At 68.0% G+C, this 1,526-nt stretch carries 1 protein-coding gene; it reads left to right on the forward strand.

Annotated elements, in window-relative coordinates; all coding sequences use genetic code 11:
• On the forward strand, positions 1–1,526 hold a 1,526-nt coding region (pheT, locus tag EOA32_RS37030), incomplete at both ends, for a phenylalanine--tRNA ligase subunit beta (protein WP_128374296.1).

A 1,526-nucleotide genomic window follows, 5' to 3' on the forward strand; every position in this document is an offset into this window, starting at 1 on the left:
GCTTTCGGACGAGCATACCGGCATCATCGACCTGCCCGAAGACGCACCGGTCGGCACCAGCTTCGCCGCCTACGCCCATCTCGACGATCCGGTGATCGAGATCAACCTAACGCCGAACCGCCCCGATGCGACCAGCGTCTACGGCATCGCGCGCGACCTCGCGGCGAGCGGCCTCGGCCGGCTGACCGGCGGCGCGATCATGCCGCATGCCGGCGACGGCATGTGCCCTGTCAAGGTCAAGATCGAGGCACCGGAACTCTGCCCCGGCTTCGCGCTGACGCTGGTGAAGGGCGTGAAGAACGGCCCGTCGCCGAAATGGCTGCAGCAGCGGCTGATCGCCATCGGGCTTCGGCCGATCAGCGCGCTGGTCGACATCACCAACTACGTCACCTTCGACCGCGGCCGGCCGCTGCATGTGTTCGACGCGAAGAAGGTCGCCGGCAACCTTGTGGTGCGCCGCGCCAGGGACGGTGAAAAGGTGCTGGCGCTCGACGGACGCGAATACTCGCTGACGCCCGAGATGTGCGTGATCGCCGACGACAACGGCATCGAATCGATTGCCGGCATCATGGGCGGCGAGCATTCGGGCTGCGACGAGAACACCACCGACGTGCTGATCGAATCGGCGCTCTGGGACCCGATCACGACGGCCCGCACCGGTCGCACGCTCGGCATCATCAGCGATGCGCGCTACCGCTTCGAGCGCGGCGTCGACCCTGAGTTCATGGTGCCCGGCGTCGAGCTCGCGACCAAGCTGGTGCTGGAATTGTGCGGCGGCACGCCGACCGAAATCGAGGTGGCGGGCTATGCCGGCCACAAGCCGAAGATCATTTCCTTCCCGCTGTCGGAAGTGAAGCGGCTGACCGGCATCGAGGTGCCGAGAGAAGAAGCGCTCACTATACTGACCCGTCTCGGCTTCGAGCCGCGCAGCTCAGGTGACGCCGCCGAGGTGAAGGTCCCCTCCTGGCGTCCGGATGTCGACGGCAAGGCCGATCTCGTCGAGGAAGTGATGCGCATCCACGGCGTCGACAACATAGCGCCGCAGCCGCTCACCTCGCATGACGCGGTCAACGGCAGGATCCTGACCATGCTGCAGGTGCGCACCCGGGCCGCCAAGCGCGCGCTCGCCGTGCGCGGCATGATGGAGGCGGTCACCTGGTCGTTCATTCCGGCGAAACACGCGGAGCTGTTCGGCGGCGGCCAGAACGGGCTGAAGCTCGCCAATCCGATCGCCGCCGACATGTCCGACATGCGGCCGTCGCTGCTGCCCGGGCTGATCAGCGCCGCCCAGCGCAATGCCGATCGGGGCATCGGCGACGTGGCGCTGTTCGAAGTGTCCGGCACCTATGAAGGCGACTTGGCCAACCAGCAGCGGCGCGTCGCCGCGGGCGTGCGGCGGGGCACCGCCAAGCTCGAAGGCTCGAGCCGCAGCTGGGCCGGCAATGCCGGGCCGGTCGGGGTGTTCGACGCCAAGGCCGATGCGATCGCGGCGCTCGAAGCTTGCGGCGCGCCGGTCGACAGGCTGC

It is taken from the genome of Mesorhizobium sp. M1A.F.Ca.ET.072.01.1.1, from assembly GCF_004023325.1.
Lineage (GTDB): Bacteria > Pseudomonadota > Alphaproteobacteria > Rhizobiales > Rhizobiaceae > Mesorhizobium.